The organism is Streptomyces sp. 840.1, assembly GCF_003751445.1.
Lineage (GTDB): Bacteria > Actinomycetota > Actinomycetes > Streptomycetales > Streptomycetaceae > Streptomyces.
The window spans coordinates 4,492,380-4,517,202 of the sequence record NZ_RJUU01000001.1 but is presented as its reverse complement, the minus strand read 5'-3'; the positions used below and the strand labels follow the sequence as shown (position 1 = coordinate 4,517,202).

The following is a 24,823-nucleotide window of genomic DNA, read 5'->3' as shown; positions in this document are numbered from 1 at the left end:
GGGCCCCCGGGGGCCCGGGGGTCTCAGAGCTCCGGAGCCTCAGAGCTCCGGGCCGTCCCCGGGCTCCTCCTGGTAGGAGTAGCGCTGCTCCCGCCACGGATCGCCGATGTTGTGGTAGCCGCGCTCCTCCCAGAAGCCGCGGCGGTCGGCCGTCATGTACTCGATGCCCCGGACCCATTTGGGGCCCTTCCAGGCGTACAGCTGCGGAACGACGAGCCGGAGCGGGAAGCCGTGCTCGGCGGTGAGCAGCTCGCCATCCTTATGGGTGGCGAAGAGGGCCCGCTCGGCCATGAAGTCGTCGATCCTGAGGTTCGAGCTGAATCCGTATTCGGCCCAGACCATCACATGGGTGACATGGGGTGCGGGCGGCGCGAGTGCGACGACGTCGCGGACGAGCACCCCGCCCCACTCGGCGCCGAGCATGCTGAATTTCGTCACGCAGTGCAGGTCGGCGACGACCGAGGAGAACGGCAGCGCCGAGAATTCCTGATGGTCCCAGCAGTGCTTGTCACCATCGGCGGTGGCCCCGAAAACGCGGAATTCCCAGCGGTCGGGTTTGAACTTCGGCACCGGCCCGTAATGGGTAACCGGCCAGCCGCGCTGCAGTCGCTGTCCCGGCGGAAGCTCGGACTGCTCTGATGCGCGGTTCTCCCGGCTTTCCGGCTGACCCATGACTCCATGGTGACAGACAGGCAGGGGTGGTCATGACCAGCGCAGAGACGATTCGGGCAAGCCTTACTAAGCGTGTACTTACTGGACGGCCACCGGGTGCGATGCGAAGATGCGGCCAACTTGCCCAGTTCACCGGTTGGAAGGAGTCTCTGCGATGCAGGGCGACCCCGAGGTCCTCGAGTTCCTGAACGAGCAGCTGACCGCCGAATTGACTGCCATCAATCAGTATTTCCTGCATGCGAAGATGCAGGAAAACTTCGGCTGGACGAAGCTCGCGAAGTACACCCGCTCCGAGTCGTTCGACGAGATGAAGCACGCCGAGATCCTGACCGACCGGATTCTGTTCCTCGACGGACTGCCGAACTACCAACGGCTCTTCCACGTCCGCGTGGGTCAGACGGTCACCGAGATGTTCCAGGCGGACCGCCAGGTCGAGGTGGAGGCGATCGACCGCCTCAAGCGGGGCATCGAGCTGATGCGCGCCAAGGGCGACATCACGTCCGCGAACATCTTCGAGTCGATCCTGGCCGACGAGGAACACCACATCGACTATCTCGACACCCAGCTGGAACTGGTCGAGAAGCTCGGCGAGCCGCTCTACATCGCGCAGCTGATCGAGCAGCCGGACAGCTGACCGGCCCGCATGTTCCGGTGCCCGCGCCCGGCCGGGCTCAGGCGGCTTCGGGGAAACCGGCCACAGGAGCCGGAGCGGTGCCCGCGTCGAGACGCTCGACGGCACCGGCCGGCTGCTTCTGGTCGAGCAGTTCGCGGCGCGGGCAGGCGCCGCGGCCGAGCATCGCCTGGATGGTGCGCACACAGCCGCCGCAGTCGGTGCCCGCCTTGCAGGCGGAGGCTATCTGGCGGGGCGTGCAGGCGCCGGCTTCCGCATGCTTCTTGACCTGCTGCTCCGTAACGCCGAAACACGAGCAGACGTACATGCGGTTTCACCTCCCGGCGGGACAGGTCGTGGCAGCCGCCCCGTTAATCGGTGAGGCTAACCTAACCTTACCCGCCACTCAAGGTGGGTAAAAGCCCCGGAACGCCCTGTGGGGCACGGATCACATCGATCCGTGCCCCACAGTCGTAGCCGCGCTACCGGTGGTGATGCCTACTGGTCCCGGTACATCTCGGCGACCAGGAACGCGAGGTCCAGCGACTGGCTGCGGTTGAGCCGCGGGTCGCAGGCCGTCTCGTAGCGCTGGTGCAGATCGTCCACGAAGATCTCGTGGCCGCCGCCGACGCACTCGGTGACATCGTCGCCGGTGAGCTCGACGTGGATGCCGCCCGGGTGGGTGCCGAGGCCCTTGTGCACCTCGAAGAAGCCCTTGACCTCGTCCAGGACGTCATCGAAGCGGCGGGTCTTGTGACCGGACGCGGCCTCGAAGGTGTTGCCGTGCATCGGGTCGGTGACCCAGGCGACGGTCGCGCCGGAGGCGGTGACCTTCTCGACCAGCTCGGGCAGCTTGTCGCGGACCTTGTCGGCGCCCATCCGGACGATGAAGGTCAGCCGGCCGGGCTCGCGCTCGGGGTCCAGGCGGTCGATGTAGCCGAGCGCCTCGTCGACGGTGGTCGTCGGCCCGAGCTTGATGCCGATGGGGTTGCGGATCTTCGAGGCGAACTCGATGTGCGCGCCGTCCATCTGGCGGGTGCGCTCACCGATCCACACCATGTGGCCCGAGGTGTCGTACAGCTCGCCGGTGCGCGAGTCGGTGCGGGTCAGCGCCGACTCGTAGTCCAGCAGCAGGCCCTCGTGCGAGGCGTAGAACTCGACGGCCTTGAACTCGGCCGGGTCCGTGCCGCACGCCTTCATGAAGTTCAGCGCGTTGTCGATCTCGCGGGCCAGTGCCTCGTAGCGCTGGCCGGACGGGGACGACTTCACGAAGTCCTGGTTCCAGGCGTGCACCTGGCGCAGGTCGGCGTAACCGCCGGTGGTGAAGGCGCGGACGAGGTTCAGCGTGGAAGCGGACGCGTGGTACATCTGCTTCAGCCGGTCCGGGTCCGGAACGCGCTCGGCCTCGGTGAAGGCGAAGCCGTTGACGGAGTCACCGCGGTAGGTCGGCAGGGTCACGCCGTCGCGGGTCTCGGTCGACTTGGAGCGGGGCTTGGAGTACTGGCCGGCGATCCGGCCCACCTTGACGACGGGCACGGAGGCCGCGTAGGTGAGGACGGCGCTCATCTGGAGCAGCGTCTTCAGCTTGGCGCGGATGTGCTCGGCCGACACGGCGTCGAAGGCCTCGGCGCAGTCACCGCCCTGAAGCAGGAACGCCTCGCCCTTGGCGACGGCTCCCATGCGGGCGCGCAGCTGGTCGCACTCGCCGGCGAAGACGAGCGGCGGATACGACGCGAGGTCCGCGAGTACATCGCGCAGCGCCTCGGAGTCGGGGTACTCGGGCTGCTGCGCCGCGGGAAGGTCTCGCCAGGTGTTGCCACCGGCGACGGAGGTATTGGCGTTCACGGTCACGGGTCCCACATTACGGGGTCGTGTCGACTCCTTTTTCTGGTGCTCAGGGTCTGAGACGGATGACGTTGCGCGCCAGTGACGCGGGACACAGCCGGTGGCTGCTAGCGTCTCGACTTTCGGATTTGGCGCATTCGACCACAGGGGTGGGGTTTTGAAGCGGAACCATCGCAAAGATCTCAGGAAGCGGCGAGTGTTCTGCGGGGTGGGGGCGGCGGTCGTGGCGACCGCCGCGGTCACGACCGTCGCCATGGCGTCCCAGGACCCGGTGGCGGCCGACGGCAAGGCCGCCCCGGTCGCGGCCACCGCGCTGCAGGCCCGGTTCAGCGACGCGGCGCGCGAGTTCGACGTACCGCAGAGCGTGCTGATGGCGGTCTCCTACCGCCAGACCCTGTGGGAGAGCCACGACGGCGAGCCGAGCACGAGCGGCGCGTACAACGTGATGGGGCTCACCCGGGTCACCGCGGACGACGTCGAGCAGCCGACGGACGCCGAGCGGCTCGCGCACCTCAACATGAGCGGCGACCCGGCGGTGACGAAGCACTTCGACGCCGCCCGCGCGCTGCGCACCCTGCCGAAGCGGGTGGACACGGGCGCGGCCGAACTGCACACGCTGGACGCGGCCGCGAAGCTCATCGGCAGACCGGCCGGCGCGGTGCAGGAGGACCCGGCGCAGTCCATCCGCGCGGGCGCGGCGCTGCTCGCGAAGTACCAGCGCGAGGCCACCGATTCGCTGCCCGACGACGCCGGCGCGTGGTACCCGGCCGTGGCGCGCTACAGCCAGGCGGCGGACACCAAGGGCGCCACGCTCTTCGCCGACCGGGTCTTCGACTCGGTCAGGAGCGGTGAGAGCCGGCTGACGGCGGACGGCCAGCAGCTGTCGCTGCCCGCCGACCCGTCGGTGGTTCCGGTCAAGCCTGCGGACATGCCGGCGGCGACGAACGCGAGCACCACCGCCGCCCCGGCGCCGGAGTGTCCGTCCGGGCTGAACTGCGGCTTCAAGCCCGCCGGGTACAAGCAGAACAGCTCCACCCCGGACGACTTCGGCAACTACAACGTCGCGAACCGTCCGGCGAGCGGCGAGGACATCCGCTCCATCGTCATCCACGACACGGAGGGCGGGTACGAGGGTTCGCTGGCCACCTTCCAGAACCCGGCGTCCTACGCGAGCGCGCACTATCTGATCCGGGCCAAGGACGGCCTGGTCACCCAGATGGTCGAGACCAGGAACGAGGCGTGGCACGCGGCGAACAAGACCGTGAACATGCACTCGGTGGGCATCGAGCACGAGGGCTACGCGATCAAGTCGGGCAGCTGGTACACCGAGCCGCAGTACGAGTCCTCCGCGGCGCTCGTGAAGTACCTCGCCGCCCGGTTCGCCATCCCGCTCGACCGTGAGCACATCATCGGCCACGACGAGGTGCCGGGCCCGCTGGACGCCAACGTCGCGACCCAGCACTGGGACCCCGGCCCCTTCTGGGACTGGAACCACTACATGTCCCTGATCGGCGCCCCGACCGGGGCGAGCGGCGCGGGCGGTCCGGTCAAGGCCGGCCAGGTCGTCAGGGTGGTGCCGCCGTTCACCACGGCCAACCAGCCGGCGCTGACGTACGACGGCGCCGCCGTGGCCAAGCAGCCGGCGAACTTCGGCTACCTCTACACCTCGGCCTCCACGGCGTCGGCGATGATCACCGACCCGTACATGCCGAACGTGAAGGCCACCGACGGCCCGAACTGGGGCAACAAGGTCGTCGCCGGCGGCAGGTACGTCGTCGCGGAGGCCAACGGCGACTGGACGGCCATCTGGTACGGCGGGAGGAAGGCCTGGTTCCAGAACCCGGGCGGCCAGTTCACCAAGGCGGTGGCCGAGACCGCCCAGCCGGTGCTGAAGCCCAGGGCCGGCGCGACGTCCATCCCGGTGTACGGGCGTGCCTACCCGGAGGACGGCGCCTACACGGGCACCGGCGTCCCGGTCCAGGGGAAGAACAGCGAGCCGCTGTCGAAGTACACCGTCCCGGCGGGCCAGGCCTATCCCCAGGCCGGTCCGGCGCAGGCCGGTGACTACTGGTTCGCGGGCACGTTCGCCGGCACGGCCGACAACGACCGCACCCTGGTGAAGGGGCGCACGAACCTCTTCTACCCGATCCGGTTCAACCACCGCATCGGCTGGGTGAAGGCGAGCGACGTCCAGCAGGCGAGCAGCACCGTCCCGGATTCCGGGACGGACCGCTACAACATGATCGGCCGGGACAGCGCGGGCGACGTCTGGCAGTACCAGGGCACCGGCAGCGCCGCGTCCCCGTACTACAAGCGCTACCGGATGGGCTACGGCTGGCAGAACTACACCGCCGTCACGGCGATGACCGCGATGCGCGCGGACGGCACGGGCGACCTCGTGGCCCGCGACAAGGACGGCGTGCTCTGGTACTACCGCGGCAGCGGCAACCCGGACAAGCCGTACCGGGCACGGCTCAGGATCGGCACCGGCTGGAACCAGTACAACGGCATCTGGGGCATGCGCGACCTGGACCGGGACGGCAAGCCCGACCTGATCGCCCGCAACGCCTCCGGGGTGATCTATTTCTACAGGGGGACGGGTGACCCGGCGAAGCCCTTCGCCCCCAGGGCGCGGATCGGCACCGGCTGGCAGATCTACGACGCCGTCGTCTCCACCGGCGACCTGAACGGTGACGGCAGGGCCGACTTCGTGGCGCGCGACAAGGCCGGAGTGCTCTGGATCTACACGGGCACCGGCAGCGCCACCGCGCCGTACGCCAAGCGGGTCCAGGTCGGTTCCGGCTGGGGCTCGTACAAGCTGATGCTGGGCCCGAGCGACCTGAACCGGGACGGCATCGGGGATCTGGTCGGGGTGAACGGATCGGGCGAACTCTGGTACCTCAAGGGCACCGGCAGCGCGGCCAAGCCCTTCTCCGCCAGGGCGAAGGCCGGCACGGGCTGGCAGATCTACAACTCACTGTTCTGATCCCGGCCGGCCCGGGGCCCGCTCCGTCCGGGGCCCGTTCCATCCTTCGGGTGGGGCGGGCCTCCTGGTGGCCGATCGTGGGTTATGGTTCAGCCATGTTCGCGCACTCGACCCGTAATTGGTGGTGGACCGCTCATCCGGCGGCCCACTGACTGCGCGTACACCGAAAGACGCAGAGGCCGCCCGAGGGGCGGCCTTTTCCGTTTTCACGGGGCCGTTCCTCCCAGCTGATTCCACTGGAAGGAACCCCGGCATGACACCGCACCTGAACCCCCACCCGGCACCGCACACGATCGTCCAGCGACTCCTGGGCGAGGACTGCCCGCCGTTCGCGCTGCTCCGCAGGCGCACCCCCGGCCATGACCACGACACCGTAGAGGTGCTGATCGGTGAGGTGCGGGAGGTGGACCGGCTGGCGGACCTCCCGGTCGGTGAGCGGCCCTCGCTCGCCCTGGTGCCGTTCCGGCAGATCGCCGAGCGCGGCTTCGACGTGCGGGACGACGGGACGCCGCTGTCCGTACTGGTCGCGGACGAGACGTACGCGCTGCCGCTCGACGAGGCGCTGGAACTGCTCCCCACGCACGAGGTGCGGGTCATGGACGGGGCGTTCGACGTCGCGGACGAGGAGTACGCCGGGACCGTCCGGCGGGTCATCGAGGACGAGATCGGCCGGGGCGAAGGCGCGAACTTCGTGATCCGGCGGACCTTCCGGGGCGAGATCCCCGGGTTCGGGCGGGCGGACGCGCTGGCGCTGTTCCGGCGGCTGCTGGCCGGTGAGCGGGGCGCGTACTGGACGTTCGTCGTGCACACCGGGACCAGGACACTGGTCGGGGCCAGCCCCGAGGTGCATGTGCGGATGTCCGGCGGGACGGTCGTGATGAACCCGATCAGCGGCACCTACCGCTACCCCGCCGAAGGGCCGACCGCCGAGAACCTGCTGGCGTTCCTCGGGGACCGCAAGGAGACCGAGGAGCTCTCCATGGTGGTCGACGAGGAACTCAAGATGATGTGCACCGTCGGCGACATGGGCGGCGTCGTGATCGGCCCCCGGCTCAAGGAGATGGCCCATCTCGCGCACACGGAGTACGAGTTGCGCGGGCGCTCCTCGCTGGACGTGCGCGAGGTGCTGAAGGAGACCATGTTCGCGGCGACGGTCACCGGCTCCCCGGTGCAGAACGCCTGCCGGGTCATCGAGCGGTACGAGTCCGGCGGGCGCGGCTACTACGCGGGCGCGCTGGCGCTGCTGCGGCAGGGCCCGGACGGGGCGCAGACCCTGGACTCGCCGATCCTGATCCGGACCGCCGACATCTCGCCCGAAGGTGAGCTGCGGGTCCCGGTCGGGGCGACGCTGGTGCGGCACTCCGACCCGGAGAGCGAGGTGGCGGAGACCCACGCCAAGGCGGCCGGCGTGCTGACCGCGCTGGGGGTGCGGCCGGGACGGCCGAGGGCCGAGGGCGCCCGGCCCCGGCTGGCCGCCGACCCCCGGGTGCGGGCGGCGCTGGACGCCCGGCGGGACGGGCTCGCGCCGTTCTGGCTGCGGATGCAGGAGCGCACCGACGCCCTGTCCGGCCACGCCCTGGTGATCGACGGCGAGGACACGTTCACCGCGATGCTGGGGCACGTGCTGCGGGCGTCGGGGCTCGATGTGTCGGTGCGCCGCTACGACGAGCCGGGGCTGCGCGAGACCGTGCGGGCGCACGAGGGGCCCGTGGTGCTGGGCCCGGGGCCGGGGAATCCGGGCGACCGGGACGATCCGAAGATGCGGCTGCTGCGGGCGCTGGCCGCGGAGCTGGTCCGGGACCACCGGCACGGGCTGCTGGGGGTGTGCCTGGGCCATGAGCTGATCGCGGCGGAACTGGGGCTCGACATCGTCCGCAAGGCGGTGCCGTACCAGGGTGCGCAGACCCGGATCGATCTGTTCGGCCGCCCGGAGACCGTCGGCTTCTACAACAGCTTCACCGCGCGCTGCGACGAGGCCGCGGTCACCGAGCTGGCGGCGCACGGCATCGAGGCGAGCGTGGACGGGGCGACCGGGGAGCTGCACGCGCTGCGCGGGGACGGCTTCGCCTCGGTGCAGTTCCACCCGGAGTCGGTGCTGACGCTGCGCGGCGCGACGATCGTGGGCGAGCTGCTGGCGGGGCTGCCGGTGCGCGGCTGAGAGGCTGCCCGGGTCCGCCGTGGTCAGGACCCGGGCGCCGCCGGGACCAGGACGCTGTCGCCGTGGCGGCGGGCCAGGTAGTCGTCGACGTTCTGGACGGTGGCCTCGATGATCTGGCCCACCGCGTCCTCGGTGTAGTACGCCTGGTGCGAGGTGACGATGACGTTGGGGAAGGTGACCAGCCGGGCCAGGGTGTCGTCGTCGACGCCCTCCAGGGACTTGTCCAGGAAGAAGAGCCCGGCCTCGGCCTCGTACACGTCGAGCCCGACGCCGAGGAACCGGCCGGCCCGCAACTCCCCGACCAGGGCGTGGGTGTCGACGAGTCCGCCCCGGCTGGAGTTGATCAGGATCGCGTCGTCCTTCATACGGGCCAGGGCGTCCCTGCCGATGACGTGGTGGGTCGAGGGAAGCAGCGGGACGTGCAGGCTGATCAGGTCGGACTCGGCCAGGAGCTGCTCCTTGTCGACGTACCGCATGCCGAGCCCGGTGCAGGCCGGGTTCTCCGCGACGTCCCAGCCCAGCAGATTCATGCCGAAGCCATGGGCGATACGGGTGAAGGCCTCACCGATCTTGCCGGTGCCGATGACACCGGCCGTGCGGCCGTGCATGTCCCGGCCGAGCAGCCCGTCGAGACGGAAGTCGAAGTCGCGGGTGCGGCTCGCGGCCCGGATGACGCGGCGGTTGACCGCCATGGCGAGGGCCCAGGCGAATTCGGCGACGGAGTACGGGGAGTAGTAGGAGACCCGGGCCACCCGCATGGCCAGGCGTTCGGCGACGTCCAGGTCGATGTTGTTGAAGCCGGTGGAGCGCTGGGCGATCATCTGGGTGCCGCCGGCCGCGAGGGTCTGCAGCACACCGCTGCCCAGGTCGGCGTTGACGCTGGTGGAGATGACCTCGTAGCCGGCGGCGATGGGTGCGGTGTCCCGGTTCAGGAAGACGTCCAGGCAGCGGACCTCGTGCTTCCCGGCGAAGGCTTTCTCGATCAGCGGCTTCTCGTCGGACTGCACACCGAAGGCCAGGATTTCCACGACGTCTCCCGTGACTGGTGCGGGCGGGCTGCCGGGTCCGGTCATCGCGCCGGGGGCGCGGGTCCGGACCCGGTCCGGTCATCGCGAATATAAGGCCGGGCTCCCCGGGCCGCCGCCCGGCCGGACGCGGCGGCTCAGCCGAAGAAGACCTCCGCCTCCGCGTAGAGCGCCGGGTCGACCGTCTTGAGGCGGGCGGTCGCCTCCGCGATCGGCACCCGCACGATGTCCGTGCCGTTCAGGGCGACCATCTTCCCGAAGTCGCCGTCGTGCACGGCGTCGATGGCGTGCAGCCCGAACCGGGTGGCGAGCCAGCGGTCGAAGGCGCTGGGGGTGCCGCCGCGCTGGACGTGGCCCAGGACCGTGGTCCTGGCCTCCTTGCCGGTGCGGCGCTCGATCTCCTTGGCCAGCCACTCACCGACTCCGGAGAGCCGGACATGGCCGAAGGAGTCCTGCGAGCCGTCCTTGAGGACCATCTCGCCCTGCGCGGGCATGGCTCCCTCGGCGACCACCACGATCGGGGCGTAGCTCGCCCGGAACCGGGAGGCGACCCAGGCGCAGACCCGGTCGACGTCGAAGCGCTGTTCCGGGACGAGGATGACGTTGGCGCCGCCTGCCAGTCCCGAGTGGAGCGCGATCCAGCCGGCGTGGCGGCCCATCACCTCGACGACGAGGACGCGCATATGGGACTCGGCCGTGGTGTGCAGCCGGTCGATGGCCTCGGTGGCGATGTTGACGGCGGTGTCGAATCCGAAGGTGTAGTCGGTGGCGGACAGGTCGTTGTCGATGGTCTTGGGTACGCCGACGCAGTGGATGCCGTACTCCTCGGACAGGGTCGCCGCCACTCCGAGGGTGTCCTCGCCGCCGATGGTGACGAGTGCGTCGACCCCGTGCCGGTCGAGGTTGTCCCGGATCCGGCGGACGCCGTGCTCCGCCTTGAGCGGGTTGGTGCGCGAGGAGCCGAGGATGGTGCCGCCGCGCGGCAGGATGCCGCGCACCGCCGGGATGGAGAGCGGGACCGTCACCCCCTCCAGCGGCCCGCGCCAGCCGTCCCGGAATCCGATGAAGTCGTAGTCGTACTCCTGCACGCCCTTGCGGACGACGGCACGGATGACCGCGTTGAGCCCGGGGCAGTCGCCGCCCCCGGTCAGTACTCCGACCCGCATGGAAGCATCCCTTCGCCGAAGTGAGCCCATTCATCACCACGCTAAGGGTGATCCAGGTCACTTCGGGATGGGTCGGATGGTCAATTCCCGTGCAATGCACGGGAATTGATCTCAGACGTCGTCGAGGCCGCGCTCGATCGCGTACCGCACCAGCTCCACCCTGTTGTGCAACTGGAGCTTGCCCAGGGTGTTCTGCACATGGTTCTGGACGGTGCGGTGCGAGATGACCAGCCGCTCCGCGATCTGCTTGTACGAGAGTCCCTTGGCGACCAGCCGCAGCACCTCGGTCTCCCGGTCGGTGAGCTCCGGGGCCTTGGGTTCGTCGGAGGCGGCCGGCGCGGGCTCGGAGGCCAGCCTTCGGTACTCACCGAGTACGAGTCCGGCCAGGCCGGGGGTGAAGACCGGGTCGCCGGCCGCGGTGGAGCGGACCGCCTCGGTCAGCTCCTGGGTGCTCGCTGACTTGAGCAGATAGCCGGTGGCGCCCGACTTGACCGCCTCCAGCACGTCGGCGTGCTCGCCGCTCGCGGAGAGCACCAGGACCCGCAGCCCGGGGTGCGAGCCGACGAGCTCCTTGCAGACCTGGACGCCCGGCATCCCGGGCAGGTTGAGGTCCAGGACCAGGACGTCGGGGGTGACCGCCCCGGCCCGGCGGACCGCCTGGGGGCCGTCTCCGGCGGTCGCGACCACGTCGAAGCCGGACTCCGCGAGGTCGCGGGCGACGGCGTCGCGCCACATCGGGTGGTCGTCGACCACCATCACCCTGATCGCCCGCCGCTGGGCGCCCTCTTCGTGTGCTGCGTTCATCGGACCGCGCCCGCCTTCCCCCGTGAGATCTTCGGAACCTTCAATTCGACCTCGGTGCCCTGTCCGGGCACCGAGATCAGCTCGGCCGTACCGCCCAGCTCCCGCAGCCGGCCGCGTATCGACAGGGCGACGCCGAGCCGCCCCTCGCCCTCGGCCTGGGCGAGCCGTCCTTCCGGGATGCCCGGCCCGTCGTCCCGGACCGTGACGATCACCTCGTCCGGCCAGTCCTCGACCAGGATCCAGGCCTGCGCGTCCTCCCCCGCGTGCACCCGGACATTGTCCAGGGCCGCGCTGACCGCGGCCGCCAGCTCCGTCGCCGCCGCGGGCGCCAGCAGCACCGGGGCGCCGGGCTCCGCGAAGCTGACCCGGGAGCCGGCGTGCGGGGCGAGCAGGGCCCGCAGATCGGTCTCGCCGGGCACGCCGCTCTCGTCGTCGTCCGCCTCGACGGTACGCACCACGGCGCCGTCCGCGGCGTCCTCGGAGAGCCGGGTGGGCGGCACCAGGCCGCTGGAGACCAGGGTGCGCAGGGCGACCTCCTGCTCCCCGGCCATCCGGCCCAGCTCGGCGGCCTCGCCGCCGATCGCCGCACCCCGTCGCTGCACCATCGCCAGGACCTGGAGCACGCTGTCGTGGATGTCGCGGGCGAGGCGCTCCCGTTCCCGGGTGGCCGCCTCGATCTCCAGGGCGCGGGCGAGGGTGCGCTCACTGGCGCGGGCGACCTCGACGACGTAACCGATCGCGATGGAGGCGACCCAGACCAGCAGGACGTTGTGCAGGGTGTCGCGGCTGGGTTCGGCGCGCTCGACGAGGTTGGCGACCGCGACGAAGGTGGAGGCGAAGGCCGCCCAGCGCCAGCCGCCCTTGATCGCGAAGGCCAGTACGGAGCCCGCGGTCCAGATGGACGGCAGGGTCGGGCCGTCGATGTGCTGGGCCTGGAAGTCGGCGAGCGGGGTCAGGAGGATACCGGCCAGGGCGAGCGCCAGATCGGTGCCGAGGAAGCGCTTGGTGCAGGCCACCGCGCCGGCGACCTTCGGGAGGGTGGCGAGCGTCCAGAGGGTCATGACCGTCAGGAAGGCGATGGCCACCCACGGCCGTTCGTACTTGTCGCGTCCGAAGACGGCGAGCAGGATCGCGTAGAGCATCGTCAGGATGCGGTATGCGGTCAGGGCACGCCACAGCGGCTGCTCGACCGACATCCGCACGACCCGCACGCGCTTGACCATCTTCTTCTCCCCCACGCCGGACTTCTCCCCGCCCCCGGACCGGCCGGCGCCCGCTCAGGCGCCGCCGCGGTCCTCGTCCGTACCCTGCCGCTCGTCCCGGCGTCCGGTCCCGGCCTTCTTCGCGGCCTCCGCCTGCCGCTTCGCCTCGTCCGCGAGCTGCCGCTTGGCGGCGGTCGCGTAGATGTCGACGTACTCCTGCCCGGAGAGCCTCATGATCTCGTACATCACCTCGTCGGTGACCGAGCGCAGGATGAAGCGGTCGCCCTCCATGCCGTGGTAGCGGCTGAAGTCGAGCGGCCGGCCGATCCTGATCCCCGGGCGCATCAGCCTGGGCATCACCTGGCCCGGCGGCTGGATCTTCTCCGTGTCGATCATCGCGACGGGGATGACCGGCGCCCCGGTCGCGAGCGCCACCCGGGCGAGCCCGCCGGGCTTGCCCCGGTAGAGCCGGCCGTCGGGCGAGCGGGTGCCCTCGGGGTAGATGCCGAAGAGGCCGCCGCTCTCGATCACCTCGATGCCGGCCTTGATCGCCGCCTCGCCGGCCCCCCGGGCGCCGGAGCGGTCCACCGGGAGCTGGCCGACGCCCTTGAAGAACGCGGCGGTCAGCTTGCCCTTGACCCCCGGCGCGGTGAAGTACTCGGCCTTGGCGATGAAGGTGACCCTGCGGTCCAGGACAGCGGGCAGGAAGAAGGAGTCCGAGAACGACAGATGGTTGCTCGCGAGGATCGCCGGCCCCTGCGCGGGGATGTTCTCCAGGCCCTCCACCCACGGCCTGAAGGCGAGCTTCAGAGACCCGCCGATGGAGAACTTCATAGCGCCGTAGATCAACTCGGGTGCCTCCTGTGTGCCGTCGGTCAGACCCTAACCCGTCCTGCCTCCCCTGCTCCTGCCCGGCGGGGCCCGGGGTACCCGGCCCGTGCCGGTGACGACCCTGGTCGGTGTCGGTCCGGTCGCGTACGGTGAAGTAATCCTCTGCACTCCCCCTTTCGCTCCCCCGTGAGCCTCACGAACAGGAGACCCCGGTGCCGGTCCTTCCTGGAGCCGAGCCGTTCCGCCACGAGGGCGGAGAGGTCGGCGTCCTCCTCTGTCACGGATTCACCGGTTCACCGCAGTCGCTGCGCCCCTGGGCCGGCTATCTGGCGGACCGCGGGCTCACGGTCTCGCTGCCGCTGCTCCCCGGGCACGGCACCCGCTGGCAGGACATGCAGGTGACCGGCTGGCAGGACTGGTACGCGGAGGTGGACCGGGAGCTGCGGTCGCTGCTGGAGCGGTGCTCGCAGGTCTTCGTCTTCGGTCTCTCCATGGGCGGCGCCCTCGCGCTGCGGCTCGCGGCGAAGCACGGTGACGCGGTCCGGGGTCTGGTGCTCGTCAACCCGGCCAACAAGGTGCACGGTCTCGCCGCGCACGCGCTGCCGGTCGCCCGCCATCTGGTGCCGACGACGAAGGGCCTGGTCAGCGACATCGCCCTGGCGGGCTCGGAGGAGGTCGGCTACGACCGGGTGCCGCTGCACGCGGCGCACTCGGTGCGGAGGTTCTTCCGGCTGGTCGACGCCGAACTGCCCCAGGTGACCCAGCCGCTCCTGCTCCTGCACAGCCCGCAGGACCACGTCGTGCCGCCCGCCGACTCGGCCCGGATCCTGAGCCGGGTGTCGTCGCGGGACGTCGAGGAGATCCTCCTGGAACAGAGCTACCACGTCGCGACGTTGGACCACGATGCGGAGCGGATCTTCGACGAGAGCTACTCGTTCATCGGCCGCCTCGCTCCGAGCGTCGGGAAGAAGGGGAGCACGTCCGGTGGCTGAGCACGACGCGGATCGCGCGGGCAGCGAGGAGGAGCGGGAGCCGCTCCCCGCCGAGGGAGCGGCCGTCCCCGATGACGGCGGCGCACCACCTCCGGAGCCCCCCGGCACGGACCGGGCAGGCGACGGGGAGCGCCCGGTGGACGAGGACGCCGTCTGGAAGGCGATCGTCGCGGGGTACGGCGACGAGCCGCCGGACCCGCCGGGCGCCAGGCCGTTCCGGTCCATCGAGGACGTCGCCCTGCTGGAGGACGGTCCGCTGACCGCCCTGGACCCCGACAAGGGCATCGGCAAGCGCCCGCCCAAGCCGCCGGAGAAGCCGCTCGGCAGCTCGGTGGTGTTCGCCCCCGGCGTCGGCGCCGGCCCGCGTGACTACGAGCCGGCGGAGCCGGCCCCGGGTGAGGCGGACGACGGCGACGACAGCGGCGAGGGCCACTTCGTGCCGCCCGAGCCGCCTCCGCTGCCGGAGGCCGATGTGACGGCCAAGTTCGCCTGGCTGGCGGTGATCGGCGGACCGGTCCTGCTGCTGCTCGCGGTGCTGCTGCGGTGGGAGATGACCTGGTGGCTGACGACGGTCTGCGTCGGCGGTTTCCTGGGCGGCTTCGCGACGCTGGTGGCGCGGATGGAGCACGACGACGAGGACGGCGACGACCCCGGCCGCGGCGCGGTGGTCTGAGGGGCCTCCTGCGGGGTGGCTGTGCCTATGCGTGGTTACCCCTGTCCTTGGTGCGGGGTTCCGTCCTCAATCACCGGACGGGCTTGGCCGGTGCGGCGATTGAGGACTGAGCCCCGTCGCCCGGCGGAGGACCCGCACCCCGCACCGCCGGCACCCGCAGCGCGGCCAGCACCGGCAGGTGGTCGGAGGCGGCCAGCAGGTCGTCCTCCGCCACCCCGGGCAGCCCGGCCGGGACGCCGCAGCCCAGCACCTCGATGCCACCGGTCGCGAAGAGCGCGTCGATCCGCTTGCGCGGGTCGTGCGGCGGGAAGGTGTGCTCACCGCCCCTGGGCCGTGCCGTCCAGCAGTCCTGGAGCCGGGTGGCCAGCCGCCGGAACGCCTGGCCGCCCGGTGGCTCATTGAGGTCACCGCCGACCACGGCGTGCTCCACGCCCATCGCGTCCAGCCGGCCGAGCAGCGCCTCCGCCTGGGCGAGGCGCTCCTCGCGGCGCAGACTCAGATGGCAGCTCAGCACACCGATCCGGGTGCCCGCGATCCGGACGACCGCGGTGGCGAAGCCCCTGCGGTGCAGCCCCGGGGTGAGCGGCAGCAGGACGTCCTCGGTACGCTCCGCCGCGACGCGCAGCGAGCAGAGCAGCAGCGGTCCGGCCGCGGTGGCTCCGCCGCCGAGGATCACCAGCTCACTGGCGGCGGCGAGCCGGGCGGCGTACTTGCGCCAGCGGAAGAAGCGCGGCGCCTCCTGGACGAGGACCAGATCGGGTGCGCAGGCGCGGATGACCCGGGCCAGCGCGGCGGGGTCGTCGCGCATCGACCGGATGTTGTAGCCGAGCACTCTGATGACGGCCGAGCCGTCCTGCTCGGTACGGGATTCTGGCAGCGACATCATGGCCATGGCGCTCACGATACGACGGACGCCCGCCGCTCCCGGGTCGTGTCCGTGAAGTTTCGCCTGGCCCGCTCTCCGGGCGGACGACGACACTTCACGGACGCTCCCCGGGGCGCGACGGGCGTCCGGTGTGTCCGTATCCGGCCGGGTCAGCCCTGCCGGGCCAGGTCCGCAGCGCCCACCAGACCGGCCTTGCCGCCCAGTTGGGCCGCGAGGACCTGGGCGTGCGGGCGCCACTCGCCGCCGATCAGCCAGCGCCGGAACGACTTGCGGATCGGGTCGAGCACCAACTCGCCCTCGTCCGACACGCCGCCGCCGACGATGAAGGCGGACGGGTCGAACAGCGAGGCGAGGTCGGCCAGTCCGGCGCCGGCCCAGCGGGCCAGTTCGCGGAACGAGTCGACGGCCACGGGGCAGCCCTGGCGGGCGGCCTCGCTGATGTGCTTGCCCTCGATGCCCTCGACCGTGCCGTCGCCGAGCGACAGCAGGATCGTGGCGTTCTCGGGGGTGGCGTTGGCGCGCTGCTTCGCGTACCGGACGAGTGCCCGGCCCGAGGCGTACTGCTCCCAGCAGCCCTGGCTGCCGCAGCCGCAGAGCAGACCGTCCGGGACGACCCGGATGTGGCCGAACTCGGCGGCCACGCCGAAGCGTCCGCGGCGCAGCTTGTTGCCGATGATGATGCCGCCGCCGAGACCGGTGCCGAGCGTGATGCAGATGACATCGTCGTGGCCCTGGCCCGCGCCGAAGCGGTATTCGCCCCAGGCCGCCGCGTTGGCGTCGTTCTCCACGACCACCGGAAGGCCGACGCGCTGCTCGACCTTGTCCTTGAGCGGCTCGTGCCGCCAGTTGATGTTCGGTGCGAACAGCACCGTGGCCCGCTTGTCGTCGACGTATCCGGCCGCGCCGATGCCGACCGCCTCGACCGGGTGCCCCTCGCTCGCGCCGGACACCGCCGCCGCGATCGCGTCCACGATGCCTTCGGCCGTCGGCGGGGTCGGCACCTTGAAGGTCGAGAGGATGTGGCCCTCTTCGTCGACCACTCCAGCTGCGATCTTCGTGCCGCCGATATCGACGCCGATGGTGAGTCCCATGAATCCCTCAGTTTCGGTCGAGCCCCGCTGGGGCAACCGTACCCGAGGCCGGGCCCCGTCCTGTCGGCGCCGGTCAGTCCAGGTCGATCTGTTCGCCGGTGGCCGGCCCCTCGTCCCGGGGGCCGGTGGGCTCGTCCGCCTTCTTTTCGGTGCCCGCCGGGTCCCCCGCACCCTGGGTCCAACGGCGTTCCTGACCCTCGACGGCCGAGCGGTAGGCGGCGAGCAGTTCACCGCCCGCTGCGGCGATGTGGTCGAAAACGTCCGGATTGCGCTCGATGACGGGCTCGACCGCGGACTTCGCCTGCCTGATGACCTGCTGGACCGCGCCCTGGGCCGCCATGCCGAACAGCGGCGACTGGAGGGAGGAGACCTTGTCGGCCACGGCGTCCATCAGCTTGCGCAGCTCCTCGGCGGCGGAGCCGGGCGGCGGACCGTACTCGCCGCGGCGGCGGGCCTTCTCGGCGGCGAGGTCCTCGGCGCAGGCCTGGGCCCACGCGTCGTCGTCGGCGGGACGATCGGTGGCTTCGCTCATGGCGGACTCCTGCGAGGTGGGTGGCCGGCGGCCCGGCACACGGGACCCGTACTTACGACGTTACCCGAACGGCCGCGAGCCGTTCAGTCAGTCCTGGGCCACAGGTCCGGGTCGGGTGTGAACCGGACACGCAGGACACCGTCGGTGAGCGCGGCGCCGGAGACGGTGCAGCGGCGCAGCGCCGACTCCAGGGGCACGATGCGGTGGAACGGGCCGACGGTGAGCAGGAGTTCGCTGCCGCGCCGGACCAGCTGGAGGTCCTTCTTGACCGCGCCGGGCAGCCGCAGGCACCAGATCAGTATCCCGTCCGGGGCGCCCGGGGCGGGTGGGGCCTGCGAGCCGTCACCGCTGTCCGCTCCGGCCGCTCCCTCCGGCGCGCCGGACTCCTCGATCCACCAGGGGTCCTCGGCGCGGCCCGGGGCCCGGTCCGCCACGGACACGCCGAGCGCGTCGTCGGCGCCGGTGAGGGCGATGAGGTCGTCGGGGCCCTGCGGGTCACGGCCCAGGTGGGGCACCTCCACCGGCGGGGCCTCGGCGGCCCACTCCTCGCGCCAGTGGTCGAGGCACTTGTCCTGCTGTGCGGAGAGCGCGGCGAACCAGGGGTCCGGGGAGTGCCGGGGCAGTACCCGGTTGGCCACCAGGGCGTCGACGCGCAGCCCCTGCAGCGCGAGTCCGGTCCGGGCGGCGCGCAGGGCGTCCTCGGCGGCCGGGCCGGGCTCCGCGACGATGCGCAGGGTGGTGGCCCGGTCCTCGACGATGGCCTGGACCTGGGCGAGTTCGGCGTCGCGCCGGGCCGCGGCCTCGTACAGCCACTGGGCGGGCATCGGCACGCCGGCCAGCTGGGCCAGCATCGGGCGCAGGGCGCGGGCGGCCTGGCGTTCCTGGGGCAGCAGCCGGCGCAGGTAGCGGCGCAGCTGTTCGGGCAGGGCCAGTACGGCGAGGGCCTCGCGCAGCGGCGGCAGGTCGACGACGAGGAGGTCGTAGCCGTCCCGGGACCAGTCGCCGCGGGCGGCGCGGCGCAGGCTGTGCAGGAGGGCGAGCTGGTCGCTGCCGGGGAGTTCGGTGAGTTCCTCACCGTCCAGCCGGTTGCCGCCCAGCAGGCCGAGTACTGCGGACAGCTGGTCCTGAAGGGCGAGGAGTTCGCCGCGGAAGTGCTCTGCGGAGTCGGTCCGTACGGACCACAGGCTGTCGGTGACCTGCGCGGGTTCGGTGGCGGAGGGGAAGCCGGGTATGGCGTCCGCGGAGATCAGCAGGGTGCGGGCGCCCCGGCGTGCGCCGGCCAGCGCGGTCGCCGCCGCGACGGTGGTACGGCCGGCGCCGCCGGGGCCGGTGACCAGGACCGTACGCACCGGGTCAGGCCTTCGGGACGGACTCGACGCGCTTCTTCAGTCCGGCCAGGGCGCGGTCGATGATGACCTTCTCGGCCTTGCGCTTGATCATGCCGAGCATCGGGATCTTGACGTCGACGGTCAGCCGGTAGGTGACCTCGGTGCGGTCGCCGTCGCCGAGCGGGGCCAGCGCGTAGGAGCCGTCGATGGCGCGCAGCATCTGGGACTTGACCAGGGTCCAGCTGACCTCGTAGTCGCCGATCCAGGTGTAGGCGAGGGTGTGGTCGTCCTTGATCGCTCCGGCGTCGAGGACCAGGCGGACCTTCTCGGCGCGGCCGTGGTCGTCGGTGGCGAGCACCTCGGCCTCCTTGACCTCGCCGGTCCATTCCGGGTAGCGGTCGAAGTCGGCGATCACGCCCATGACGTCGGCCGGTGCCGCCTCGATCGTGATCGTCGAGCTGGTGTGTTCAGCCATCGCTGTGGCCCTCCAGTGCGGTGTACCGGTCGGTCGGCAGAGGCCTGCCGCCAGAAGGCTATCGCGTGTGCGATGCGCCTCGGCCCAGGGCCTGCCGCGGTGTCCGGCCGGAGCGGGTCACCACTCCAGCGCCCACGGGGTGCCGGTCGAGGCGAAGTGGCCGACGTTCACGCACTCGGTGGCGCCGATCCGCATCCGGCGGACCAGGGGCTGGTGGACGTGGCCGAACAGCGAGTACCGGGGCCGGGTGCGGCGGATGGCGGCGAGCAGGGCTCCGCTGCCGCGTTCGAACCGGCGCGCCACGGTGTCGTAGGTCAGCTCGGGCACGTCCGGCGGGATGTGGGTGCAGAGCACGTCGACCTCGCCCACCGCCTCGATCTTGGCGGCGTACTCCTCGTCGCTGATCTCGTACGGGGTGCGCATCGGGGTCCGCAGGCCGCCGCCGACGAAGCCGAAGACGCGGCCGCCGATCTCGACGCGGTCGCCGTCCAGGACGGTGGTTCCGGGGCCGGCGTACTCGGGCCACAGGCCGGGGATGTCGACGTTGCCGTAGGTGGCGTACGTCGGAGTGGGCAGCGCGGCGAACATCTCGGCGTACTGCTTGCGCACCGCGGCGACGATCGCGGAGTTCCGGTCCATGCCCGCCCACAGTTCCCGGCCGAGGTCCCGGGCCTCCTCGAAACGGCGCTCGGTGCGCAGCGCGACGATGCGGTCGGCGTTCTCCACGCCGAAGAGTTCGGGGAAGATGCCGCGCGAGTGGTCGGCGTAATCGAGGAAGAGCACCAGGTCGCCCAGGCAGACCAGGGCGTCGGCGCCCTCCCCGGCGCGGGCCAGCGCCTCGGTGTTCCCGTGCACGTCACTGACCACGTGGATGCGGGTGCGCCGCTCGGCGGCGGCCCCCGCGCTGTTCGGTGCTGCTCGCATGACGATCACCCTAGAACCCTCGCGTCCGCATGGGTAGAGGCCACCGGACCTGCGGTTACTTCCGGGGCACGGTGCGGGTGCACTACTGTGCGCGAAAGGTCGGCCGATATGTGTGACGCGTAAGACATCTGGCCGGAACCCCCTATCCGGAACCGAGTACTGGTGGGTAACGTCCGGGCAGTCCAGTTGTGCTCACCCCACTGAGCACCCGCCGTCTTGGACCGCATCCGGTGCGTCACACAGAGCCGTGGCACCGGAGCCCGATGAGGAGCAGCAGTCTTGCGCGAGTTCAGCCTTCCGGCCCTGTACGAGGTCCCCTCGGACGGCAACCTGACGGATCTCATCCGCCGCAATGCCGCTCAGCATCCCGATGTCGCGGTGATGAGCCGCAAAGTGGCGGGCGTCTGGAGCGACGTCACCGCCACACAGTTCCTGGCCGAGGTCAGAGCCGCCGCCAAGGGGCTGATCGCCGCGGGTGTCGAGCCCGGCGACCGGGTCGCCCTGATGTCCCGTACCCGCTACGAGTGGGTGCAGCTGGACTTCGCGATCTGGAGCGCGGGCGCCGTCACCGTGCCGGTGTACGAGACCAGCTCGGCCGAGCAGGTCCAGTGGATCCTCGGTGACTCGGGCGCCGTCGCGGTCCTGGTGGAGAGCGACGCCCACGCGGACGCCGTGGCCTCCGTGCGCGACCGGCTGCCCGAGCTGCGCCAGGTCTGGCAGATCGACAAGGGCGCGGTCGGCACGCTCACCGCCGCGGGCGCCGAGGTCTCGGAGGAGACCGTGGACCTGCGCAGCAGGAGCGCCAAGGCCGACGACCCGGCCACCATCGTCTACACCTCCGGCACCACGGGTCGCCCCAAGGGCTGTGTGCTCACGCACCGCAGCTTCTTCGCGGAGTGCGGCAACGTGGTGGAGCGGCTCAAGCCCCTCTTCCGTACCGGCGAGTGCTCCGTGCTGCTGTTCCTGCCGGCCGCGCACGTCTTCGGACGGCTGGTGGAGGTCGCCTCGGTGATGGCCCCGATCAAGCTCGGCTGCGTACCGGACATCAAGAACCTCACCGATGAACTGGCCTCGTTCCGGCCGACCCTGATCCTCGGGGTGCCACGCGTCTTCGAAAAGGTCTACAACTCGGCGCGCGCCAAGGCCCAGGCCGACGGCAAGGGCAAGATCTTCGACAGGGCCGCGAACACGGCGATCGCCTACAGCCGTGCGCTCGGCACACCGCAGGGCCCGTCCGTGGGCCTGAAGTTCAAGCACAAGGTGTTCGACCGGCTGGTCTACAGCAAGCTGCGGGCCGTGCTCGGCGGGCGCGGCGAGTACGCGATCTCCGGCGGCGCGCCGCTCGGTGAGCGGCTCGGCCACTTCTACCGGGGCATCGGCTTCACCGTCCTGGAGGGCTACGGCCTGACCGAGACGTGCGCGGCCACCGCGTTCAACCCGTGGGACCGCCAGAAGATCGGCACGGTGGGCCAGCCGCTGCCCGGCTCGGTCGTGAGGATCGCGGACGACGGCGAGGTGCTGCTCCACGGCGAGCACCTGTTCTCCGGCTACTGGAACAACGAGACGGCGACGGCCGAGGCGCTGGCCGACGGCTGGTTCCACACCGGTGACATCGGCACCCTCGACGAGGACGGCTACCTCGCGATCACCGGCCGCAAGAAGGAGATCATCGTCACGGCGGGCGGCAAGAACGTCGCTCCCGCCGTCATCGAGGACCGCATCCGCGGGCACGCGCTGGTCGCGGAGTGCATGGTGGTCGGCGACGGGCGCCCGTTCGTGGGCGCGCTGGTGACGCTGGACGAGGAGTTCCTGGGCCACTGGGCCGAGGAGCACGGCAAGCCGGTCGGCTCGACCGCCCTGTCGCTGCGTGAGGACCCGGAGCTGCTGGCCGAGGTGCAGCGGGCGATCGACGACGGCAACGCCGCGGTCTCCAAGGCCGAGTCCGTACGCAAGTTCCGCATCCTGGCCGCCCAGTTCACCGAGGAGGCGGGCCACATCACGCCGTCGCTGAAGCTGAAGCGGAACGTGGTGGCGAAGGACTTCGCGGACGAGGTCGAGTCGATCTACCGAGGCTGATCCGCGATCACGCCCACGGAGGGGCCCGCACCGGGAGTGGTGCGGGCCCCTCCGGCGTACGCGGGCTCAGAGCAGCGCCCTGAGCCTCTCCGCCAGCAGGTCCCAGCGCCACTTCTCCTCGACCCAGGCCCGGCCGCGCTCCCCCATCCGCCGGCGCAGCTCCGCGTCACCGAGCAGCGCGACGATCCGCTCCGCCGACTCCTCGGCCGAGCCGCCGCGCACCACCGAGCCGGTCTCGCCGTCGAGCACCGCGTCCGGGGCGCCGCCCGAGTCGCCCGCCACCACCGGCAGCCCGGTCGCGGACGCCTCCAGGTAGACGATGCCCAGGCCCTCCACGTCGAGGCCGCCGCGCCGGGTGCGGCACGGCATCGCGAAGACGTCGCCGGCCCCGTAGTGCGCGGGCAGTTCCGCCCAGGGCACAGGGCCGGTGAACCGCACCGAGTCCTGCACCCCGGTCTCGGCGGCCAGCTTGCGCAGCTCGTCCGCGTACGGCCCGCCGCCGACGATCAGCAGGACGGCGTCGGGCACCTCGGCCAGGATCGCGGGCATCGCCAGGATCAGGGTGTCCTGGCCCTTGCGGGGCACCAGCCGGGACACGCAGACGACGACCGGGCGGTCGGTGAGCCCTAGCCTGGCCCGGACCGCGTCGCCGCCCGAGTCCGGGTGGAAGGTCTTCTCGTCCACCCCGGGCGGCAGCTGGACCATCCGGTCCGCGGCCGCAGGAGTGAGCGCGGCGGCGATCCGGGAGCGGGTGTACTCACCGAGATAGGTGATCGTGTCCGTGGACTCCCCGATCCGGCGCAGCAGCTGCCGGGAGGCGGGCAGCTGGGCCCAGCCGGCCTCGTGCCCGTGCGTGGTGGCGACCAGCCTGCGGGCGCCGGCCCGGCGCAGCGCCGGGGCCATCAGCCCGAGCGGGGCGGCGGCGCCGAACCAGACGGACGAGCAGCCGTGGGTGCGCAGCAGCTGCGTCGCGCGCCGGGTCACCCGCGGGGTCGGCAGCAGCATCGTCGTACGGTCGCGGACGACGGTGAAGGGCTGCTCGGCGTCGAAGGCGGCGGTGGCCTCGGCGCCCTCGGGGCCGCGCTTCCAGGTGGAGGCGTAGACGACGATCCGGTCCGGGTCCAGCCGGAGCGCCATGTTGTGCAGGAACGCCTGGATGCCACCGGGGCGGGGCGGGAAGTCGTTGGTCACGATCAGGGTCTTGTCCATCGCCGCCGACAGTACCGGGCGGCCCCGCCTCGTCGCTCTCGCACAGCGGCTGCGGGCATCATGTCCTCTCGTACCACCGACGGAACGGACGAGGGCGGGACATGACGGGTTCGAGCAGCGCACGACCGGCCTTCGTGGTGTGGGCCCTCAGCAGGGCCCTCCTGCTGCTCTGTGTCGTGAAGGTGATCACGCTGCCGGGCCCGGACGTGACGAGCGACGTGTCGGTGATCTACCACGGCTGGTACGACGTGCTGCGCTCCGGCAGCTATCCGCAGTCCGACGTCACCTGGCAGTACCCGCCGCTCGCGGCGCTCGCGATCCTCTCCCCCGCGCTGCTGCCGTTCCTCGACTACGCGTCGGCCTTCTTCGTCCTGGCCTTCCTCTGCGACGCGCTGGTGTTCGCCCTGTTGCTGTACGCGGGCCGGGGCGCCGCCCGGCGCACGGCCGGGGCGTGGGTGTGGGTGGCGGGGGTGCCGCTGCTGGGGACGACCGCGTACGCCCGGTACGACGTGATGGTGACGGCCGTCGCGGTGGCGGCGCTGCTGGCCGGGGTGCGCCGTCCCCGGGTGCTGGGGGCGCTGGCGGCGTTCGGGGCGCTGCTGAAGGTGTGGCCCGCCCTGGTGCTGGCCGGTACGGCTCGCGGGCGCCGGACGCGGCTGGCGTGGACGACGGCGGCCGGGGTGGCGGCGGCGCTGCTGGTGGCGTGCGCGGTGGCGGCGCCCGGCGCACTGGCCTTCCTCGGTTTCCAGCGCGACCGGGGCACCGAGGTCGAGTCGCTGGGCGCCCTGGTCTTCCATGTGGCGCGGCAGTTCGGCTGGCAGGGCCGGGTGGAGCTGAACTACGGCTCGCTGGAGTTCCTCGGCCCGCACGTGCCGCTGGTGAGCACGCTCGCGCTGGGGCTGAGCGTGGTGGCGTTCGGCTGGCTGCTGGTGTGGCGGCTGAAGGCGCGTTCCTTCGGGGTGAGTACGCCGGCGGACGCGGCGTTCACCGCGGTGCTGCTGTTCACCACCACGAGCCGGGTGATCAGCCCGCAGTACATGCTGTGGCTGGTCGGCCTGGCCGCGGTCTGCCTGGTCTTCCGGGAGAGCCGGATGGCGCTGCCGGCCTGTCTGGTGCTGGTGGCGACGGGCGTCACGCAGCTGGAGTTCCCGCTCGGGTTCATCCATGTGGTGACGAGCGACGCGACGGGCGTGGTCCTGATGTTCCTGCGCAACGGGCTGCTGGTCGCCGCGACGCTGATCGCGGGCCGGCGGCTGTGGCGGGACACGGTGACGCGGCCGGCTCCGGAGGCCTCCGCGTCCGCCCCGGCGCCGGAGGCGGTCGCCGGCTGAGTTCCCG

Annotated in this window: 23 protein-coding genes; 8 read left to right on the top strand and 15 right to left on the bottom strand. The window is 71.6% G+C overall.

Annotated elements, in window-relative coordinates; genetic code table 11:
* Nucleotides 1–39: 39 nt before the first annotated feature.
* Nucleotides 40–672 carry a sulfite oxidase-like oxidoreductase gene (locus tag EDD93_RS20660; RefSeq protein WP_123526556.1) on the bottom strand — a complete coding sequence of 211 codons (633 nt, stop codon included), beginning with the start codon at nucleotides 670–672 and terminating at the stop codon, nucleotides 40–42.
* 154 nt (nucleotides 673–826) lie between these two features.
* On the opposite strand from EDD93_RS20660, the gene bfr reads away from it, so the two are divergent.
* Nucleotides 827–1,306 carry a bacterioferritin gene (gene bfr, locus EDD93_RS20655; RefSeq protein ID WP_123526555.1) on the top strand — a complete coding sequence of 160 codons (480 nt, stop codon included), beginning with the start codon at nucleotides 827–829 and terminating at the stop codon, nucleotides 1,304–1,306.
* A gap of 37 nt (nucleotides 1,307–1,343) precedes the next feature.
* On the opposite strand, the gene EDD93_RS20650 is transcribed toward bfr, so the two are convergent.
* Together EDD93_RS20650 and EDD93_RS20645 are read right to left on the bottom strand one after the other, a co-directional pair.
* Nucleotides 1,344–1,610, bottom strand: a complete 267-nt coding sequence (locus EDD93_RS20650) for a bacterioferritin-associated ferredoxin (RefSeq protein WP_123526554.1) — start codon at nucleotides 1,608–1,610, stop codon at nucleotides 1,344–1,346.
* Between the two features lie 170 nt (nucleotides 1,611–1,780).
* Nucleotides 1,781–3,127 carry a class II 3-deoxy-7-phosphoheptulonate synthase gene (locus tag EDD93_RS20645; RefSeq protein WP_164494414.1) on the bottom strand — a complete coding sequence of 449 codons (1,347 nt, stop codon included), beginning with the start codon at nucleotides 3,125–3,127 and terminating at the stop codon, nucleotides 1,781–1,783.
* Nucleotides 3,128–3,284: 157 nt separating this feature from the next.
* On the opposite strand from EDD93_RS20645, the gene EDD93_RS20640 reads away from it, so the two are divergent.
* The 3 genes from EDD93_RS20640 to EDD93_RS20630 all read left to right on the top strand — a co-directional run bounded on the left by EDD93_RS20640 (nucleotide 3,285) and on the right by EDD93_RS20630 (nucleotide 8,271).
* Nucleotides 3,285–6,113: an N-acetylmuramoyl-L-alanine amidase gene (locus EDD93_RS20640; RefSeq protein ID WP_123526553.1), complete on the top strand. Its 2,829-nt coding sequence runs from the start codon at nucleotides 3,285–3,287 to the stop codon at nucleotides 6,111–6,113.
* Nucleotides 6,114–6,208: 95 nt separating this feature from the next.
* Nucleotides 6,209–6,265 carry a trp operon leader peptide gene (locus tag EDD93_RS40825; RefSeq protein WP_073735655.1) on the top strand — a complete coding sequence of 19 codons (57 nt, stop codon included), beginning with the start codon at nucleotides 6,209–6,211 and terminating at the stop codon, nucleotides 6,263–6,265.
* A 101-nt stretch (nucleotides 6,266–6,366) separates the two neighbouring features.
* The gene (locus EDD93_RS20630; RefSeq protein WP_123526551.1) at nucleotides 6,367–8,271 is read left to right on the top strand and encodes an anthranilate synthase family protein; all 1,905 of its coding nucleotides are present in this window, start codon (nucleotides 6,367–6,369) and stop codon (nucleotides 8,269–8,271) included.
* A gap of 23 nt (nucleotides 8,272–8,294) precedes the next feature.
* On the opposite strand, the gene EDD93_RS20625 is transcribed toward EDD93_RS20630, so the two are convergent.
* The 5 genes from EDD93_RS20625 to EDD93_RS20605 all read right to left on the bottom strand — a co-directional run bounded on the left by EDD93_RS20625 (nucleotide 8,295) and on the right by EDD93_RS20605 (nucleotide 13,317).
* Complete coding sequence (locus EDD93_RS20625; protein WP_123526550.1) at nucleotides 8,295–9,299, bottom strand: 2-hydroxyacid dehydrogenase; 1,005 nt, start codon at nucleotides 9,297–9,299, stop codon at nucleotides 8,295–8,297.
* A 134-nt stretch (nucleotides 9,300–9,433) separates the two neighbouring features.
* Complete coding sequence (locus EDD93_RS20620) at nucleotides 9,434–10,462, bottom strand: 6-phosphofructokinase (protein ID WP_123526549.1); 1,029 nt, start codon at nucleotides 10,460–10,462, stop codon at nucleotides 9,434–9,436.
* Nucleotides 10,463–10,573: 111 nt separating this feature from the next.
* The gene (locus EDD93_RS20615; protein ID WP_123526548.1) at nucleotides 10,574–11,266 is read right to left on the bottom strand and encodes a response regulator transcription factor; all 693 of its coding nucleotides are present in this window, start codon (nucleotides 11,264–11,266) and stop codon (nucleotides 10,574–10,576) included.
* Entirely contained in the window at nucleotides 11,263–12,489 is a 1,227-nt protein-coding gene (gene macS, locus EDD93_RS20610) for a MacS family sensor histidine kinase (RefSeq protein WP_123527889.1), read from the bottom strand. Before macS ends, EDD93_RS20615 begins: the two co-directional genes overlap by 4 nt.
* 54 nt (nucleotides 12,490–12,543) lie before the next feature.
* On the bottom strand, nucleotides 12,544–13,317 hold the full coding sequence (locus tag EDD93_RS20605) for a 1-acyl-sn-glycerol-3-phosphate acyltransferase (RefSeq protein WP_185092390.1): 774 nt from the start codon (nucleotides 13,315–13,317) through the stop codon (nucleotides 12,544–12,546).
* A gap of 194 nt (nucleotides 13,318–13,511) precedes the next feature.
* Between EDD93_RS20605 and EDD93_RS20600 the strand changes: the two genes are divergently transcribed.
* On the top strand, nucleotides 13,512–14,291 hold the full coding sequence (locus tag EDD93_RS20600) for a carboxylesterase (RefSeq protein WP_123526546.1): 780 nt from the start codon (nucleotides 13,512–13,514) through the stop codon (nucleotides 14,289–14,291).
* Nucleotides 14,284–14,964, top strand: coding sequence for a hypothetical protein (locus EDD93_RS20595; RefSeq protein WP_123526545.1), 681 nt, complete (start codon nucleotides 14,284–14,286; stop codon nucleotides 14,962–14,964). The genes EDD93_RS20600 and EDD93_RS20595 overlap by 8 nt, the downstream gene beginning before the upstream one ends.
* A gap of 70 nt (nucleotides 14,965–15,034) precedes the next feature.
* On the opposite strand, the gene EDD93_RS20590 is transcribed toward EDD93_RS20595, so the two are convergent.
* The 6 genes from EDD93_RS20590 to EDD93_RS20565 all read right to left on the bottom strand — a co-directional run bounded on the left by EDD93_RS20590 (nucleotide 15,035) and on the right by EDD93_RS20565 (nucleotide 20,200).
* A complete protein-coding gene (locus tag EDD93_RS20590; protein ID WP_185092389.1) occupies nucleotides 15,035–15,856 on the bottom strand; it encodes an endonuclease/exonuclease/phosphatase family protein in 822 nt (273 codons plus the stop codon).
* Between the two features lie 143 nt (nucleotides 15,857–15,999).
* On the bottom strand, nucleotides 16,000–16,941 hold the full coding sequence (locus EDD93_RS20585; protein ID WP_123526544.1) for an ROK family glucokinase: 942 nt from the start codon (nucleotides 16,939–16,941) through the stop codon (nucleotides 16,000–16,002).
* 73 nt (nucleotides 16,942–17,014) lie between these two features.
* Nucleotides 17,015–17,473: a DUF5304 domain-containing protein gene (locus EDD93_RS20580; protein WP_123526543.1), complete on the bottom strand. Its 459-nt coding sequence runs from the start codon at nucleotides 17,471–17,473 to the stop codon at nucleotides 17,015–17,017.
* An 83-nt stretch (nucleotides 17,474–17,556) separates the two neighbouring features.
* Nucleotides 17,557–18,822 carry an ArsA family ATPase gene (locus EDD93_RS20575; RefSeq protein ID WP_123526542.1) on the bottom strand — a complete coding sequence of 422 codons (1,266 nt, stop codon included), beginning with the start codon at nucleotides 18,820–18,822 and terminating at the stop codon, nucleotides 17,557–17,559.
* 4 nt (nucleotides 18,823–18,826) lie between these two features.
* Entirely contained in the window at nucleotides 18,827–19,276 is a 450-nt protein-coding gene (locus EDD93_RS20570) for an SRPBCC family protein (protein WP_123526541.1), read from the bottom strand.
* Between the two features lie 117 nt (nucleotides 19,277–19,393).
* Complete coding sequence (locus EDD93_RS20565; RefSeq protein ID WP_123527888.1) at nucleotides 19,394–20,200, bottom strand: metallophosphoesterase; 807 nt, start codon at nucleotides 20,198–20,200, stop codon at nucleotides 19,394–19,396.
* 279 nt (nucleotides 20,201–20,479) lie between these two features.
* Here EDD93_RS20565 and EDD93_RS20560 point away from each other — a divergent pair, with 279 nt between their 5' ends.
* Nucleotides 20,480–22,276, top strand: coding sequence for a long-chain fatty acid--CoA ligase (locus tag EDD93_RS20560; RefSeq protein WP_123526540.1), 1,797 nt, complete (start codon nucleotides 20,480–20,482; stop codon nucleotides 22,274–22,276).
* Nucleotides 22,277–22,342: 66 nt separating this feature from the next.
* On the opposite strand, the gene EDD93_RS20555 is transcribed toward EDD93_RS20560, so the two are convergent.
* Nucleotides 22,343–23,485, bottom strand: a complete 1,143-nt coding sequence (locus EDD93_RS20555) for a glycosyltransferase family 4 protein (RefSeq protein ID WP_123526539.1) — start codon at nucleotides 23,483–23,485, stop codon at nucleotides 22,343–22,345.
* A 101-nt stretch (nucleotides 23,486–23,586) separates the two neighbouring features.
* On the opposite strand from EDD93_RS20555, the gene EDD93_RS20550 reads away from it, so the two are divergent.
* On the top strand, nucleotides 23,587–24,816 hold the full coding sequence (locus EDD93_RS20550) for a glycosyltransferase 87 family protein (RefSeq protein ID WP_123526538.1): 1,230 nt from the start codon (nucleotides 23,587–23,589) through the stop codon (nucleotides 24,814–24,816).
* Nucleotides 24,817–24,823: the final 7 nt, after the last annotated feature.

Bases quoted from the DNA above. Each gene is read 5' to 3' on its own strand.
- EDD93_RS20620 (WP_123526549.1), bottom strand. From the start codon at position 10,462: ATGCGGGTCGGAGTACTGACCGGGGGCGGCGACTGCCCCGGGCTCAAC.
- EDD93_RS20590 (WP_185092389.1), bottom strand. From the start codon at position 15,856: ATGGCCATGATGTCGCTGCCAGAATCCCGTACCGAGCAGGACGGCTCG.
- EDD93_RS20570 (WP_123526541.1), bottom strand. From the start codon at position 19,276: ATGGCTGAACACACCAGCTCGACGATCACGATCGAGGCGGCACCGGCC.
- EDD93_RS20615 (WP_123526548.1), bottom strand. From the start codon at position 11,266: ATGAACGCAGCACACGAAGAGGGCGCCCAGCGGCGGGCGATCAGGGTG.
- bfr (WP_123526555.1), top strand. From the start codon at position 827: ATGCAGGGCGACCCCGAGGTCCTCGAGTTCCTGAACGAGCAGCTGACC.
- EDD93_RS20650 (WP_123526554.1), bottom strand. From the start codon at position 1,610: ATGTACGTCTGCTCGTGTTTCGGCGTTACGGAGCAGCAGGTCAAGAAG.
- macS (WP_123527889.1), bottom strand. From the start codon at position 12,489: ATGGTCAAGCGCGTGCGGGTCGTGCGGATGTCGGTCGAGCAGCCGCTG.
- EDD93_RS20565 (WP_123527888.1), bottom strand. From the start codon at position 20,200: ATGCGAGCAGCACCGAACAGCGCGGGGGCCGCCGCCGAGCGGCGCACC.
- EDD93_RS20585 (WP_123526544.1), bottom strand. From the start codon at position 16,941: ATGGGACTCACCATCGGCGTCGATATCGGCGGCACGAAGATCGCAGCT.
- EDD93_RS20555 (WP_123526539.1), bottom strand. From the start codon at position 23,485: ATGGACAAGACCCTGATCGTGACCAACGACTTCCCGCCCCGCCCCGGT.
- EDD93_RS20580 (WP_123526543.1), bottom strand. From the start codon at position 17,473: ATGAGCGAAGCCACCGATCGTCCCGCCGACGACGACGCGTGGGCCCAG.
- EDD93_RS20660 (WP_123526556.1), bottom strand. From the start codon at position 672: ATGGGTCAGCCGGAAAGCCGGGAGAACCGCGCATCAGAGCAGTCCGAG.
- EDD93_RS20630 (WP_123526551.1), top strand. From the start codon at position 6,367: ATGACACCGCACCTGAACCCCCACCCGGCACCGCACACGATCGTCCAG.
- EDD93_RS20550 (WP_123526538.1), top strand. From the start codon at position 23,587: ATGACGGGTTCGAGCAGCGCACGACCGGCCTTCGTGGTGTGGGCCCTC.